Source organism: Caballeronia sp. SL1002, from assembly GCF_057814995.1.
In genome coordinates this window covers 2,959,199-2,971,986 of the sequence record NZ_JBYMUW010000002.1, presented here as the reverse complement: position 1 = coordinate 2,971,986, position 12,788 = coordinate 2,959,199, and the positions used below count along the sequence as shown (strand labels likewise).

13 protein-coding genes and 1 tRNA gene are annotated in these 12,788 nt (G+C 62.2%); 3 read left to right on the top strand and 11 right to left on the bottom strand.

The window, feature by feature from the left end:
• Positions 1 to 10 precede the first annotated feature (10 nt).
• Entirely contained in the window at positions 11 to 742 is a 732-nt protein-coding gene (locus tag AC3D25_RS16135; RefSeq protein ID WP_488889358.1) for an RNA polymerase sigma factor FliA, read from the top strand.
• Between the two features lie 2 nt (positions 743 to 744).
• Here AC3D25_RS16135 and AC3D25_RS16130 read toward each other — a convergent pair whose 3' ends face one another.
• Together AC3D25_RS16130 and AC3D25_RS16125 are read right to left on the bottom strand one after the other, a co-directional pair.
• Positions 745 to 1,281: a diguanylate cyclase domain-containing protein gene (locus tag AC3D25_RS16130; protein WP_488889357.1), complete on the bottom strand. Its 537-nt coding sequence runs from the start codon at positions 1,279 to 1,281 to the stop codon at positions 745 to 747.
• A 463-nt stretch (positions 1,282 to 1,744) separates the two neighbouring features.
• Entirely contained in the window at positions 1,745 to 2,698 is a 954-nt protein-coding gene (locus tag AC3D25_RS16125; protein WP_488889356.1) for a glycosyltransferase family 2 protein, read from the bottom strand.
• 443 nt (positions 2,699 to 3,141) lie between these two features.
• Between AC3D25_RS16125 and AC3D25_RS16120 the strand changes: the two genes are divergently transcribed.
• On the top strand, positions 3,142 to 4,122 hold the full coding sequence (locus tag AC3D25_RS16120; RefSeq protein ID WP_488889355.1) for a 3-oxoacyl-ACP synthase III family protein: 981 nt from the start codon (positions 3,142 to 3,144) through the stop codon (positions 4,120 to 4,122).
• A 168-nt stretch (positions 4,123 to 4,290) separates the two neighbouring features.
• On the opposite strand, the gene AC3D25_RS16115 is transcribed toward AC3D25_RS16120, so the two are convergent.
• The 9 genes from AC3D25_RS16115 to AC3D25_RS16075 form a co-directional block, all read right to left on the bottom strand.
• A complete protein-coding gene (locus AC3D25_RS16115) occupies positions 4,291 to 5,508 on the bottom strand; it encodes an FkbM family methyltransferase (RefSeq protein WP_488889354.1) in 1,218 nt (405 codons plus the stop codon).
• Positions 5,509 to 5,670: 162 nt separating this feature from the next.
• The gene (locus AC3D25_RS16110) at positions 5,671 to 6,294 is read right to left on the bottom strand and encodes an LbetaH domain-containing protein (RefSeq protein ID WP_488889353.1); all 624 of its coding nucleotides are present in this window, start codon (positions 6,292 to 6,294) and stop codon (positions 5,671 to 5,673) included.
• Positions 6,284 to 7,429 (bottom strand): aromatic ring-hydroxylating oxygenase subunit alpha, encoded by a 1,146-nt coding sequence (locus tag AC3D25_RS16105; protein WP_488889352.1) that lies wholly within the window; start codon positions 7,427 to 7,429, stop codon positions 6,284 to 6,286. Before AC3D25_RS16105 ends, AC3D25_RS16110 begins: the two co-directional genes overlap by 11 nt.
• A gap of 11 nt (positions 7,430 to 7,440) precedes the next feature.
• Positions 7,441 to 8,085: an acetyltransferase gene (locus tag AC3D25_RS16100; protein ID WP_488889351.1), complete on the bottom strand. Its 645-nt coding sequence runs from the start codon at positions 8,083 to 8,085 to the stop codon at positions 7,441 to 7,443.
• Positions 8,085 to 8,819 (bottom strand): SDR family NAD(P)-dependent oxidoreductase, encoded by a 735-nt coding sequence (locus AC3D25_RS16095; RefSeq protein WP_488889350.1) that lies wholly within the window; start codon positions 8,817 to 8,819, stop codon positions 8,085 to 8,087. The genes AC3D25_RS16100 and AC3D25_RS16095 overlap by 1 nt, the downstream gene beginning before the upstream one ends.
• Positions 8,816 to 9,577: an SDR family NAD(P)-dependent oxidoreductase gene (locus AC3D25_RS16090; protein WP_488889349.1), complete on the bottom strand. Its 762-nt coding sequence runs from the start codon at positions 9,575 to 9,577 to the stop codon at positions 8,816 to 8,818. Before AC3D25_RS16090 ends, AC3D25_RS16095 begins: the two co-directional genes overlap by 4 nt.
• A complete protein-coding gene (locus tag AC3D25_RS16085) occupies positions 9,574 to 10,611 on the bottom strand; it encodes a ketoacyl-ACP synthase III (protein WP_488889348.1) in 1,038 nt (345 codons plus the stop codon). The genes AC3D25_RS16090 and AC3D25_RS16085 overlap by 4 nt, the downstream gene beginning before the upstream one ends.
• Before the next feature lie 6 nt (positions 10,612 to 10,617).
• Positions 10,618 to 10,860, bottom strand: a complete 243-nt coding sequence (locus tag AC3D25_RS16080; RefSeq protein ID WP_488889347.1) for an acyl carrier protein — start codon at positions 10,858 to 10,860, stop codon at positions 10,618 to 10,620.
• 665 nt (positions 10,861 to 11,525) lie between these two features.
• Positions 11,526 to 11,601: transfer RNA gene (locus tag AC3D25_RS16075), tRNA-Arg, on the bottom strand.
• A gap of 291 nt (positions 11,602 to 11,892) precedes the next feature.
• Between AC3D25_RS16075 and AC3D25_RS16070 the strand changes: the two genes are divergently transcribed.
• Entirely contained in the window at positions 11,893 to 12,780 is an 888-nt protein-coding gene (locus tag AC3D25_RS16070) for a c-type cytochrome (protein WP_488889346.1), read from the top strand.
• Positions 12,781 to 12,788: the final 8 nt, after the last annotated feature.

Here is a 12,788-nt window from a genome sequence, read left to right as displayed (position 1 = left end):
GGGGATTACGATGTACAACGCCCAAGGAAAACTCTCTCAAGCCGACGTGCTGACGCGCTATGCGCCGCTCGTGCGACGGCTCGGCCTGCAGCTCGTCGCTAAAATGCCGGCGAGCGTCGATCTCGACGACCTGATTCAGGCCGGCATGATCGGCCTTCTTGATGCGGCTGGCCGCTACAAGGAAGATCAGGGCGCTCAGTTCGAAACCTACGCGAGCCAGCGAATCCGCGGCGCGATGCTGGACGAACTGCGCGCGAACGACTGGCTGCCGCGCAGCATGCGCAAGACCTCGCGCGAGGTGGAATCGGCGGTTCACAAGGTTGAACAGAACCTTGGCCGGTCGGCGAGCGAGACGGAAATCGCCGAGCACATGCAAATGCCGCTCGACGAATACCAGACCATGCTGCAGGACTTGCACGGCAGCCAGTTGATCTATTACGAAGACTTCGACCGCTCCGCCGACGACGAGCCGTTCCTCGACCGCTATTGCGTCGACCGTTCGGATCCGCTCTCCGCGCTGCTCGACGACAGCCTGCGCTCGGCGCTGATCGAAGCCATCGACAAGCTGCCGGAACGCGAAAAGCTGCTGATGAGCCTGTACTACGAACGCGGCCTGAACCTGCGCGAAATCGGCGCGGTGATGGAAGTGAGCGAATCGCGGGTTTGCCAGTTGCACAGCCAGGCCGTCGCGCGGCTTCGCGCGAAACTGCGCGAACAGGCGTGGTCGGGCGTCGCAGCGTAACTTCAGCGGTTTGCCGGACCCGCGTCCGGTTCGAAGCCGCGCCGCACGGCGGATTCCGTGCGGTTACGGCCGGACGTTTTAGTTTTAACGCGGTGCATCGCGCGGTTGGCGGCGCGCATTGGCGCGGCGATATCCTGTAACGGCGCGTACGCGCCATCCGGCACCGCGTGATCCTGCACCGTCAGAGGCGTCGCCAGCACGCCGTGGATATCGTCCGCGCTCGCCTGCACGTCGTTCTGCCTGGCCACGTCGCGCGCCACGACAAGTTCGTTGCCACCGTACCGCTCTTGCGCACGCGTCGCGCCGGCAGGTCCGCGAAGGCTTGCAGCAGCACGTCTGCCGGCCGCATGGCCGCAGGTGTCGGTCACGTCCTTGAAACCATCGAGGTCGATCAGCCGCAGCGCCGTCGCGCTCAGTGCCGTTTGCGTTGTTGTCGTCGGCCGCGCGGCCGATGGAATGCTCCAGCGCAAGACGGTTCGGCAGCCGCTCAGCGGATCCGTCCCCGCCTGCCGCGCCAGATTCCGGGTCGCCGTTCCCATACACGGCCTACGCCGAGCGCAGCGGGCTGATTCGCCATTCACCGCGGCTCGAAAGTCGCGATCGCCGTGGCGCGGCATGGACGAGCAGCACGCCACTCGCGAATGCGAGGCGACGCGTCGCCTGCTTTTTTTCAGCGTCGCGAGTCAGCGAATGCCCGAACACGGTCTCGATGGCTAGCCCTCCGAGCCTGCTTTAAAACCCCCCACGAAATCTCCGCCGATATGGCGCGCGTAGTTCTGCCTGCGCCCGACGTGGGCGCGATAAAACCGATATTCCGAGCCTGAGCGCGCAGATACCGAACGATCGCGAGTTTTTGGGATGAGGTGAAACGTGAGGCGCGACCGGTGCTATTGCACGGATCGGCTCCGGGAGGCGCGGCGGCATCGAATGCGTGCCACCGCAAGGGCCAAGGAAGGGAAAGCGTTGCGCCCGGGCACGCGGGCGCGAAAGAAATTGCTGGCGTTACACTGCGGCCAGACGGCGTCCCATCATCGTGCCGACGTTCGCGACGTCGGCGCGGAATTGCGGCGAATCGAAGAGGTCCGCCGTCGGCTGCGCGGTCAATTCCTGCAAGTTGTTCAGCAAGGGAACCAGTTCCGCGATGCCAAGCGTCTCGATTCCGTGCCCGTACACCTTCTTCAGGTGCCCGGCGGCTTTTACCAGCCCGTCGACCGAGAACTGGCCCGCCGACGCTTCGCCGCGCACCATCACTTCCCACTCGTAGTAGCCGGCCGCGATGATCGGACTCGATCCGCTCGACGTCTGCGCCGCGTGCTTGCGAAAGCAGCTCATGTAGCCGCCCACCAGAACCAGCGGAGCCTGCGCGGCGAGATTCATGTACATCGCGACATCGTTCAGGAAAGTCACGTTCCACGCGCGATACGCCATGAGCGACGAGAAATCGACGCGATCGCGGACCATCATCACGTTGCTCGGCTCGCCGATGAAATTGTTCGCACCGGCGATCATGTTCTGCACGAGAAACTTGCGATCGATCAGCGCCGTCTCGCCCGTGGCGATCAGTGAAGGCGGCACATGGACGATGTTGTCGCCGCCGTCGATAAACACCCGCTCGTGAAACGCCATGACCGATTCCGGATGCTGCCCGAGCGCGCCGATCAGCACCTCGACCGACTGCGGCATCAGCAGATCGTCGTCGTAAAGCCACTTGACGTACTGTCCGCTCGCTCGCTCCCAAAGCCGCCGCGAATTGGCCCGGCCGTCACGAAAGCCGTGGTGAAAGTACTGCACGCGCGGATCGTCGATACCTTCGACGATGTCGCGCAGCACACCCTCGGTCGTGTCGTCCCCGACCAGGATTTCGATATCGGCGAAGCTCTGCTCCTGGGCGCTCGCGATCGCCTTGCGCAGATAATCCGGTTTGTACGCGGGAATGAGAATGCTGACCGTCGCCATATGAAATAAACCCTGAAGAAATAAGTCTGCGCGCCTGACATCCCGGCGAGTCGCACTCGACGTAAGAACGGATGCTGCGCACTTTTGCCAGCTCACAGCATATCGGTTAGCCCTGCAACCTATCCCGCGAACAAGCCTGCGTTCTCCTGCCAATTCACCCCTATGCGCGCGCACGGGCCGATATCCATTCGTCGGAAATAGCCGGTTTTAGGGCGGTTGATTGGTCGATCGGGCGCGCTCGGCGAACGCTACCCTTCAGGTTGTGTTGCCGGTGTGCCGCATGCGGACATCCGCTATCCTGCTTCCATGGACCGTTTCGTCGCGGTCGTTCCAGCAGGGACAGGCGAATCGCCCGGCTGCGTTGTAAAGCACGTCTATTCGATTCGGGGCGCGGTCTCGCCATCACGGATCGGCTGGCCGTCCGCCCACTCAAGCGGTTCAAGATGACAAACTTACTGACGACGCCCGATATCTATCTCAATGCCATTGTTGCGGTTCCCGGCGACGTCGTCGAACAAAACGATGCGGCGACGCTCGGGATTCCAGCCGGAAACTACGAGCGGATCGTCAGGAAAATCGGCGTGCATCGCCGGCCGGTCGCGGCTCCCGGCCAATACACGAGCGACCTGGCCTACTCCGCCGCGCGCGCGTTGATCGCGCAACGCCCCGAGACGCTGGTCGGCGCGCTGGTCGTCTGTACTCAGACGCCGGACCATTTGATTCCCGGCGTTTCGTCGCGGCTTCACGGCCTGCTCGCGCTGCCCGCCGATTGCTTCGTGCTCGATATCAACCAGGGCTGCTCGGGATTCGTGCTGGGCGCGCAGACGGTCGTCGCGCTGCAGAAGGCTTTTCCCACGGAAAAGAGCGCGCTCCTGATCAACGCCGATACCTACTCGCGCCTGCTCCGGCCCGACGACCTCACCACGCGCGTGCTGTTCGGCGACGCGGCGGCGGCATCGGAATTCTCCACGCGGCCCGAGGGCTTGCGCTTCATGTACTGCCGCAGTTTTGCCGACGGCTCGGGCTACGATTCGTTCGTCGCGCGCGGGTCGGCGCTGCGGCCGAGCGACGACACGCCCGGCATCTATATGGACGGCACCGCGATCTTCAATTTCGCCATCGGCGCCGTGCCCGGGGCCGTTCGCCAGGCGCTCGATGACAACGGGCTCCAGGCGAGCCAGATCAGAAAATTCATTTTTCATCAGGCCAACAGCTTCGTCACGCGCCAGCTCACCCACAAGCTGGGCCTGAGCGCCGAGCAGGTTCCCGAGAACTGCGCGGACATGGGCAACACGGTCTCGGCCTCGATCCCCATCCTGCTGTCGGAACAGATTCCTCAACTCGTGCGCGGCGACCTCGTCATGGCGGTCGGCTTCGGCGTCGGCTTGTCGTGGGGCGTCGCGCTCTTCGAGTACGTCGGATAAGCGTCGGATAAGCGTCGGATTACCGTCGGTTCTGCAAAAACACCAACGCTCACCGGCGATGAATGTCGCCGGTGAGCGTTGGTGTTTCCGAACGCGGCATTCGCGCAGCGTTGGAGTCCGCCGCCGCGCCACGCTCATCGCGCGGCGCGGCGGCAGGTAGTCGGGAAATCAGTAGAAGTACAGGCAGGTGTCCCAACGGTCCGGCGTGTGGTGCCGCAGTCCCACGCGGTAATCCGGGTTCAACGACAGCACGTAGTCGCTCAGGTCGAGCAAATCCGTCGACCGGTGATAGGCCGAAATCGCCAGCTTGGGCTTGTGATTCTTGATGGCGTTTCGCGCGCCCTTGAGCGCGGAAAGCTCCGAGCCTTCGATGTCCATCTTGATGAACGTGGGTGCGTCGTCGATGATCTGGTCGATCGGGCGCACGTCGATCAGATCCGCGCTGACATAAGACGAGTCGGCGGGCTTGACGAAGCCTCCATGACCGCCTTCGTGATTGAACGGCACGCGCGTTTCGCTTTCGCCCACGCCGCACGGAACCAGCGAGATCCGCGATCGTAGCGGCGTACCGTCGAACCCTCGCAAGACACCTTGAAGCGTCTTGATGTTGATGCGGTCGGGTTCGATCATCCACGAGCGCTTGAAATCGCCCCTGGTCGTGCCGACCAGCCCTTGCAGCGACTCGCCGATCGACGCGCCGCAATCCACCATCTTTTCCTGGTTGCTGAATTCGAGCAGGCCGGAGCGGAAATACAAGGTGGAATAGGGCCGCTCGACTTGATGGTAATGCTCGGGATCGCACGTCAGGTGGAAATTAAGCACGGCATGCAGCGTTTCCACCGAAAAGGAATCGCCCATCCGGCGCGCCAGTTCCTGATATTTCGACACGCTGCGGGCAATGGAAGGACCCCAGTCGTCGACCCGGAAGTCGACCTGGCCTTGCAGGCCGAACGCGCGCACGGCCTGCTCGAAGTTCACATGGGCAATACCTTGCGCGCGGCAGATCTGGTCGAAGAACCGCTTCGGACCGTCGTAGCGGCACGTGTTGATCGCCACGATGTCGCGGTCATGCTTGAACCACTCGATCAGCTTGTCCGTCGAGATGATCGGCACTTCGTAGTACAGCTCACCTTTGTGGCAACGAAAATCGTCGACAGCGCCGATCACGTCGCAATTCGACGTTTTCGCGGTCAACAGGTGCGAGCCGAAACCGCGCGTACCCAGGATGACGACTTTGGTTGCCTTGCCGTGCTTCGCGACAATGTCGCGGACGTCCTGGGGAATGCCGAACAGCGGATCCGCGGCGAGGCTTTCCGACGCAGCCAGGAAAGTTTCCGCTGCCGCCTGCGGATCGAACGTACCGCCTGTTTTGAAGTTTTCAAGCATGATCGAGTTCTTCGCTTATTCAGTGTTTGTAGGGGTAAAAGTTCAACGCTTAAGCGTCGAGTCCGTTTTTTTGTCTTGTCGCTGCAAACGCATGCTGCTGATAAAACTGATGACCGGTTTCGTGCCCGCTTGCGCGAGACGCTCTTGCGGATGAAGGCCCGGTCAGGCCCCGTAGACGAAAATGGGTTCGTCGTAGCGTGTATCGAAAACCGTCCGGCTCGGCAGGTCCTTGTCGTAACGGCGCGGCCACCCCAGTTCGCAATTGCGCCCGACCTTGATTCCCGACGCGACCAGCGCACCCATCCGAAGCGTGCTGTGTGCACCGATGTCCGCGCCGTCTCCAACCACCACGCCCATTTCGAGCCAGCACGATGCGCGCAAATGAGCGCCGTTGCCGAGCCGCGCGCCCGCGTTCACGACGGCGTTGTAATCCACGCGTACCTTGGTTCCCATGCACACGCCGGCGCCAATGAAGGCATTGGGACCGATGACGGCGTCCTTCGCCACCACCGCGCTCGGGCTGACGAACGGTTCGAGCTTGAATCCGCGCGCCATGGCCGCCTGCATCAATTCCATCCGCTTGAAGTTGCCGAAACGCTCGTCGAATGCCACGAACATCGCGCCTTGGGCCGGGTCCAGTGCATTGAACACATCCAGGTCGAAGACGTAACCCGGGCCCTGCGTCACCACGATTTTTTCGACTGATTCGTCCGGCCGCGCGTCTTTCCAGCCCTCGAAGGCCTGGTCGAGATAGTCGCCGCCTCCCACGATCCATCTAGACTTCATGATCTGTTTCCATCAGGGTGGTGTACCAGCGCTCTACGATCCGGTTCATCGATTCATAGGCGCCCTGAGTCGGTAACGGTGCATCGGCGTGCAGCGTGGCCTGCACCATTTCCATGATCTCGACGTCTTCGCCCACGACTTGCTTGCTGCCGTGCATCTGCGCCAGCAACGCCTGGCTGGAGAACGCGTACGGCTGCTTCTTGCGCGTCGAAAACCAGTAGATTTCCAGATCCGTCCTGTCGGGCGAGACGGGAATGTGATGCTCCAGCGTGAACGAATATCCCCCGTTGGCGCTCGCGATATGCAGGTTCGGAAACGCCAGCCAGTTGTAGTAGCAATCCTGATCGCGCCAGCGCTCCACCATGTCGAACCACGGGAAGTGCTGCATGTCGGGAATCTCCGCATCCGCGCCGCCGAAACTAAAACGGCGCATCTCGCGGCGCATCGTGGCGGTCGTGGCATCGGTCAGCGGATGCCGGGATTCCTCGAACTGCGCCTCGTCGATCTGAGGCGTGAACGTGACCGTCTGCGCGAGACTTCTTGGATGCACGAAGCGCGGGTGATTGGCGTCCCGCAGATTCTCGTAGGCGAGCTTCCAGTTGAATTTGCCATGCCACGTGGTCTGCATGACCTCCGTGTCGTAGGTGTTCGAGCTGCTTTCCAGCAGTTCGAGGAATTCACGCGGGAATTGCTCTCCGATCGGCATGGGTTGCGGATCGAGATTGATGAAGAGAACGTTACCGACCGCCTCGAGCGCGAATTGCCTGAGCTTCAGCCCCTGCTTTTGCGATTCCTCGAAGCGATAAATCGCGTCGCAGCCAGGAATGTTCGCAACCTGCCCGTCGGCGTCGTAACGCCAGGCATGATATGCACAGACGAGCGGCCTGCAGCCCACCGGATCTTTCTGCAGCGGCGCATTGCGATGCAGGCAAACGTTTTCGAACGCGCGCAATTCACCCTGAAAATTCTGGATGACTACCGGAATGCCGGCGATCTTCTTCGCGATGAACGCATTGTTCTTGGTGAGCAAGGTCTTGAGTCCCGCAAAAAGCCAGACCTTGCGAAAAATCTTCTTCTGTTCGAGCTCGAAGATTGACTGCGAGAGGTAATACTTTGGATGCATCCGCGAGCGCATGGCCGGCATTCCTAATGCGTGTTGCTTTGAAAAATCACCCGCGCCGGATTGCCGAAGACCGTCGCGCCCGCGGGAACGTCCTTCACCACCACGGCACCCGCGCCGACGATCGCGCCTTCGCCCACCTGGATGCCGGGCAAGATCGTGGCATGGGGATGAACCGTCACGAAGTTGCCGATGCGCGCACCGCCGCCGACAAAAACCATCGCCCCGACCTGCGCATAATCGCCGATCCGCACGTCGTGGCCGATCACGGTAAGCGTATGGACGTTGGCGAAATCGCCGATCCACACATCCGGGCTGACTTGCACGCGATGACACAAGAAGCTGCCAGTGCCCAGATGCACGCGCGGATTCACAAACGCGCCCGTGCGGATCGGAATGAACTGCGCGCCCTTCGACAGCAACGGTTCGGCGTATCGCTGACGGGCGCGCGGATCGCCGACTGCACAGACGAAGGCTTCGTCCGGTTGCGGTACATGCGTCATCGGATCGCCGACGACGGACGCGTCGCAGCCCAGTCCGTCGAGCACATGCGGGCGGTTGTCCAGAAAACCTTCGACGAACCATTCCTGTCCGTTGGCCGGGTCGTCGTTCATTTGCGCGAGCACTTCGCGCCCCCAGCCGCCAGCACCGATGATGAAAGTCCGAAGCATCACAAAATCGTCCCGCCATCCATGACGAGACTCGTGCCCGTGACCCAGCGGCTCGCGTCGGACAGCAGATAGAGCGCCGCGTTCGCCACGTCCAGCGACGTGCCCAGACCGAGGGGCTGGCGCGCCGTCTGGGCGGCCAACTCAGCCGCGTTCCACATCGGCGTGGCGACGCCCGCGGGCGAAATGCCGTTGACGCGAATCTTGCGTTTCGCCTGCTCCAGCGCGAGACACCGGATGATGGCGCCAAGCCCTGCCTTCATCGCCGAATACGGTCCGACGCCGCGCGTGCCGATATGCGCGGCCGTGGAAAGCATAAAGATGATCGAACCTTGATTGGCGATTGCATTGGCGTGCAACAACCGCTGCGTCAGCATGACAGGCGCGAGAAAGTTGACGGAATACATCTCCGTCATGATCTGTTCGCTCAACTGACGTACCGGGCAAAGCCGTTGCTGGCCGGCGCAATGCACGAGGCCGTCGATCGCCGGACTGGCGCGGACGAGTTGCTCCTGATCGGCTGCGACCGAGAGGTCGGCCACCACTTGCACATGACCTTCGCCGGGGAGTTGATCGAAAGTGGCTTGCAGGCGAGCCGCGTCGCGACCCGTGACGATCACGCGCGCGCCTTGTTGAGCGCAGCTTATTGCGGTCTGCTGACCGATTCCCGATGACGCTCCGGTCACCAGAATCGTCTTGCCTTGCAGGGAAAAGGGACGTTTTGCCGGGCCGGTCATGCGTAAATATCCATGGGAATTGTCAAACCGCCATCGACGACGAAGTAATTGCGCGTGACCCAGCGGCTGGCATCCGACAGGTAATACACAGCAGCATAGGCGATGTCTTCGGGTTCACCCAAGCCGAGCGGAGCGAGTTCCAGCAGATCGCCCATATTGCCGCCGCTTTGCCCCAGGCCGTCGAGGAGCGGCGTGCGAACGTAGCCGGGCGCGATGCAGTTCGCGCGGATACCCTGCTTCGCCACTTCCTGGCCGAGCGAGCGCATCGCGCCGAGCAAAGCCGCTTTACTCGCGGCATAGGCGCTGGACGCGAGCGGGCCGACATGCGACGCGATCGAGCCGATAAACACGATCGAGCCCTTCTGCGCGATGCGCTTTTTCGCCAGGAGGCCGCGGGTCAGCAGCATCGGCGCGTAGGTGTTGCTGGCGAACATGCCTTCCAGATGCGACTCGCTGATCATCCGGAAAGGCGCGAGACGCGAAACGCCCGCCGCGTGTACGACACCGTCGAGCACGCCCGCTTCCTCGATCACGCGATCGCGGTTGGTGGATTCGGTCAGGTCGGCCACGATGAGCTTGTGGCCCTCGCCTTCGAGCGCATCGGCGGTGGACGCGAGCCGCGTCTCGTCGCGCCCGGTGATCACGACTTGCGCGCCCATCTGTGCGCAAGTCAACGCTGTTTGCCGTCCGATTCCCGATGAAGCACCTGTCACCAGGATGCGTTTCCCGCTAAGCGAAAACGGATCTTCTACGCTCATGATTTGATCAATTCCGGAAACTTGGCCGATTCGATATCCACGATCACACTGCCCCACGACAAGCCGATGCCGAAACCGCACAGCAGCAGCCGGTTCTTGCCCGCGTTCAGCGCTTCGTTCAGGCGAGCCGTCATGGTGACCGGCAACGACGCGCCGCTGGTGTTGCCAAAATCGTGCAGCGTGCTCGGTACTTTTTCCACCGGCAATGCCAGCTTCTTGCGGATCGTCTCGTTGATCATCCGGTTGGCCTGGTGGAAGACGAAGTAATCGATCGTCTCCTTGCCCATGTCCGAATACGCCAGCAGCCTTTCGACCGCGGGCGGAATACGCTGCGTCGAGAAGCTCAGGACCGCGGGGCCGTCGAGCGTCAGGTCGAGGGGCGATCGCCAGAAGCCGTTATCGTCCTTGTGCGCGGTCATGTGCTGAAAACCGATGGGCTCGCGATGACCGCCGACCGGCAGAATGATCGCCTTGTGGCCGCTGCCGTCGCTGTTCAGGTCGAAGTACATCGGCGGCGCGTCGGCGTCGAATTCGAGCGCTGTCGCCGTGCCGGCGTCGGAGAAGATCGGATCCTTGACGGTGCCCGACTTATCGCCGACCAGCACCAGCCCTTTTTTGACCGCGCCCGAGGCAATCAGGCTGCCGAGGATCTGCAAGCCAAACGGATAACCGGAGCAGCCGAGATTCACATCGAAGGCGATGGTGGTATGCGAAAGCTTGAGCCGGTCCTGCAGGATGATCGAGGTCGCCGGGATGATGTAATCCGGTGACTGCGTGACCACGATCAGCGCGTCCACCTCCTCGCGCGCCCATTGCAGATCGCCCAGCAGCTTTTCCGTGGCCTCGAACGCGAGATCCGAAAAGCACTGCCATTCAGGGCAGAGGCGACGCTGCTGAATGCCGATATTGCGCACGAGCCGCTCGCGCTCGGAGCGGATCTGCGGCGGCGCATCGTCGATGTTATGAACGATGCGCTTGGGCACGCAAGTCGCCATGCCCGCGAAGCGCACGTTGCGCAATGTCGAAAGCCCCATGGCGTCTTATCCGAGCAGGTTGCGCAAATCGCCGAGCGTGACGCACTTCTTGATGTCGTCGCCGGAGATGGTCTTGTTGTAGTCGGTGTCGAACATGACGATCACGCCGAGCGACGCGAGCGAATCCCATTCGGGCAAGCTCAGCAGTTCGGTGTCGAGCGTCGCGTCCACGGATTCCTGAAAATCGACAGCGATCAGGAATTGTTCGATGAACTGTTCGGCGGTGGGGATCTGGGTAATGGTGGACATCAAAATTCTCGGTAATTGAGCGCTTGCGTGGGCGAATGGCACTCGTTGTGAACAGGCGGCTGTCGTCGGCAGTCGCGCTCAGGTTTGTTTGAGGTTCCGTGGAGCTCACTCACCTCGTCCTGCCTACAAACCGCGCCGGGCGTTCATGGCGGCCGGCTCGCTGCCGGCTGCCGGAAACCTGACAAAACCAGATCGGAGACAGATGATGCAAATATATCGACCGGCCAGTAAATCAATTCGGCTAACAGAGGGCGATTTCCCTGCCATTTAGCTAGATGCAAGGTTGATCGGCCGGACCGGATGCCCACTTCGGCTTTCACCTATTAATCGTACGAAAAGCCGGTGCGTAAGCGCCTTTTACCGGATTTTCGACGCGCAACGCGCGTGCCGCGGAGGACGCAAACGTTTGTCTTCACGTCAGACAGGGGTTTGTGGAGGAAGGTGGCGTGGTTCTTTGCCAGACCGTTGGCGGGCACGGAGAGAACACGCATCCCGAGAACCTGACAGACGCGATAAATCCGCTCGAGCCGACGGCACACGCTCGTGAGAGGAATTCGAATAACCTGGGATTTTTGCAAGCAAGCAGTTCGCGTTGGAAAGCAACGGAGCCGGCTCGGTGATCGATTGAATCGCGACTGAAGCGCGACTGAATTTCGATTGAATCTTGGTGCGCCCGGCTGGGATCGAACCAGCAACCCCTGCCTTCGGAGGGCAGTACTCTATCCATTGAGCTACGGGCGCGTGCGGAGCAAGACCGCTGCGTTCGTCGTGGAGAAGCTGGCGAGGCAGGGCGATGCGAGTCCGAGAGAATACCCGTTTTCCCGCGATTCGTCCATCCGACGGCCTTGACCGGGCTTTCGCGCTGCCCCGGAACACGACGCGCCGATGCGGGTATACGCCCGCCAGCCAACGCCCGCCGGGCGCGCCGCCCGTTAAGTGTTCCGTCTATAATCGTCCGTGCTGGTAGGAAGTGTCGTTGCTGTCACGCTGTCGCTGTACCGCTCACACACAAAAACGGGAGACGAGACAAGCATGAGCGAAGCACCCCACGGAGCCCCGATCAAGACGCCCGGCCAACTCATCGCAGCAATCATCGCCGGATTCGCCGTCCCTATCGTCATCATCATTCTGCTCGCCGTGTACGTGAACAATAACGTGCGCACGGGAGCCGGAACCGACTCGCTCGCCGAGGCCGAAGTCACCGCCCGCATTAAACCCATCGCGCAAGTCGATATTCGCGACGCCAACGCGCCTCGCGTCTTCAAAACCGGCGAGGAAGTCTTCAAGGCCGTCTGCTCGACGTGTCACGCGGCAGGTGTCGCCGGCGCGCCGAAATTCGGCGATGCAGGCGCGTGGGCGCCGCGCGTGGCCGAAGGTTACGACACGCTGCTGCACAACGCGCTCAACGGCAAGGGCGCGATGCCCGCGCGCGGCGGCACGAGCCCCGACGACTACAGCGACTTCGAAATCGCGCGGGCGGTCGTCTATATGGCGAACAACGGCGGCGCGAAATTCGACGAACCCGCGCAACCCGCGCCCGGCGCAGCGGCTGCGGCGGCTTCGGCCGCGACTGCTCCGGCCGCTGCAAGCGACACGTCACAAGCCGCCGCTGCGGTCGCCGCGCTGGCGTCCGTGCCGCAAACGGCGGCGGCGCCCGCCGAAAGCCAGAGCGCGGATGCATCGCAGGCGGGCAAGGCGCTCTACACGCAAGTGTGTCAGGCCTGCCACGCGGCCGGCGTGCTGAACGCGCCCAAGTTCGGCGATAAAGCCGCTTGGGCCGAGCGCCTGAAAGATCCGATCGACACCGTCTACAACTACGCGCTGCACGGCAAGGGCGCGATGCCGCCGAAGGGTGGATCGACGGCATCGGATGCCGATGTGAAAGCCGCCGTCGACTACATGGTCGCCGCTGCGAAATAACGCAGCGG

What these genes read in the sequence shown, in the direction of transcription:
- AC3D25_RS16135 (WP_488889358.1), top strand. Translation starts at nt 11, where the DNA reads ATGTACAACGCCCAAGGAAAACTCTCTCAAGCCGACGTGCTGACGCGC.
- AC3D25_RS16100 (WP_488889351.1), bottom strand. Translation starts at nt 8,085, where the DNA reads ATGCTTCGGACTTTCATCATCGGTGCTGGCGGCTGGGGGCGCGAAGTG.
- AC3D25_RS16125 (WP_488889356.1), bottom strand. Translation starts at nt 2,698, where the DNA reads ATGGCGACGGTCAGCATTCTCATTCCCGCGTACAAACCGGATTATCTG.
- AC3D25_RS16120 (WP_488889355.1), top strand. Translation starts at nt 3,142, where the DNA reads ATGACAAACTTACTGACGACGCCCGATATCTATCTCAATGCCATTGTT.
- AC3D25_RS16110 (WP_488889353.1), bottom strand. Translation starts at nt 6,294, where the DNA reads ATGAAGTCTAGATGGATCGTGGGAGGCGGCGACTATCTCGACCAGGCC.
- AC3D25_RS16105 (WP_488889352.1), bottom strand. Translation starts at nt 7,429, where the DNA reads ATGCGCTCGCGGATGCATCCAAAGTATTACCTCTCGCAGTCAATCTTC.
- AC3D25_RS16080 (WP_488889347.1), bottom strand. Translation starts at nt 10,860, where the DNA reads ATGTCCACCATTACCCAGATCCCCACCGCCGAACAGTTCATCGAACAA.
- AC3D25_RS16115 (WP_488889354.1), bottom strand. Translation starts at nt 5,508, where the DNA reads ATGCTTGAAAACTTCAAAACAGGCGGTACGTTCGATCCGCAGGCGGCA.
- AC3D25_RS16085 (WP_488889348.1), bottom strand. Translation starts at nt 10,611, where the DNA reads ATGGGGCTTTCGACATTGCGCAACGTGCGCTTCGCGGGCATGGCGACT.
- AC3D25_RS16070 (WP_488889346.1), top strand. Translation starts at nt 11,893, where the DNA reads ATGAGCGAAGCACCCCACGGAGCCCCGATCAAGACGCCCGGCCAACTC.
- AC3D25_RS16130 (WP_488889357.1), bottom strand. Translation starts at nt 1,281, where the DNA reads ATGGGAACGGCGACCCGGAATCTGGCGCGGCAGGCGGGGACGGATCCG.
- AC3D25_RS16090 (WP_488889349.1), bottom strand. Translation starts at nt 9,577, where the DNA reads ATGAGCGTAGAAGATCCGTTTTCGCTTAGCGGGAAACGCATCCTGGTG.
- AC3D25_RS16095 (WP_488889350.1), bottom strand. Translation starts at nt 8,819, where the DNA reads ATGACCGGCCCGGCAAAACGTCCCTTTTCCCTGCAAGGCAAGACGATT.